The organism is Vibrio sp. HI00D65, assembly GCF_001635455.1.
In the GTDB taxonomy this organism is placed as follows: Bacteria; Pseudomonadota; Gammaproteobacteria; order Enterobacterales; family Vibrionaceae; genus Vibrio.
On sequence record NZ_LWEH01000609.1, the window covers coordinates 1 to 402 of the forward strand.

Consider the following 402-nt stretch of genomic DNA (forward strand, 5'->3'; position numbering starts at 1 on the left):
AATCCTTCCTGTACTGGAAGAGTGCTAAGCGACGCCAGTTTACTGAACGCTTAGTACAAGTTCTAAGCCCAAACGAAAAGTATAAAAAGCCGAAGTCATCGCGATGATCACTTCGGCTTTGTTTCTCCAAACGTTTTGCTAAAGCTGTTATGCAGTCATCAACTATGACGTAGTGATAGGCCCCCCCCCCCACTTCTTAAGCATTTCTTTTAAGTCATTAGCCGTATAAGGCTTACTGAGGATGTCGTTCATCCCACATTGAATACAACGCTCACGTTCTTCCAACGTAGTCCCTGCCGTAAGCGCGACAATAGACTTAGAATAACCTTTCTCTCTGAGTGTCTCCGTTGCTTCAAAGCCATCCATGAGTGGCATCCGGCAATCCATAAACACTATGTCATA

Annotated in this window: 1 protein-coding gene; it reads right to left on the bottom strand. The window is 44.8% G+C overall.

Going from position 1 to position 402, the window contains the following annotated elements:
• Positions 1-162: 162 nt before the first annotated feature.
• The coding region (locus A3712_RS24975; protein WP_157618886.1) for a response regulator at positions 163-402 on the bottom strand (240 nt) is incomplete at its 5' end.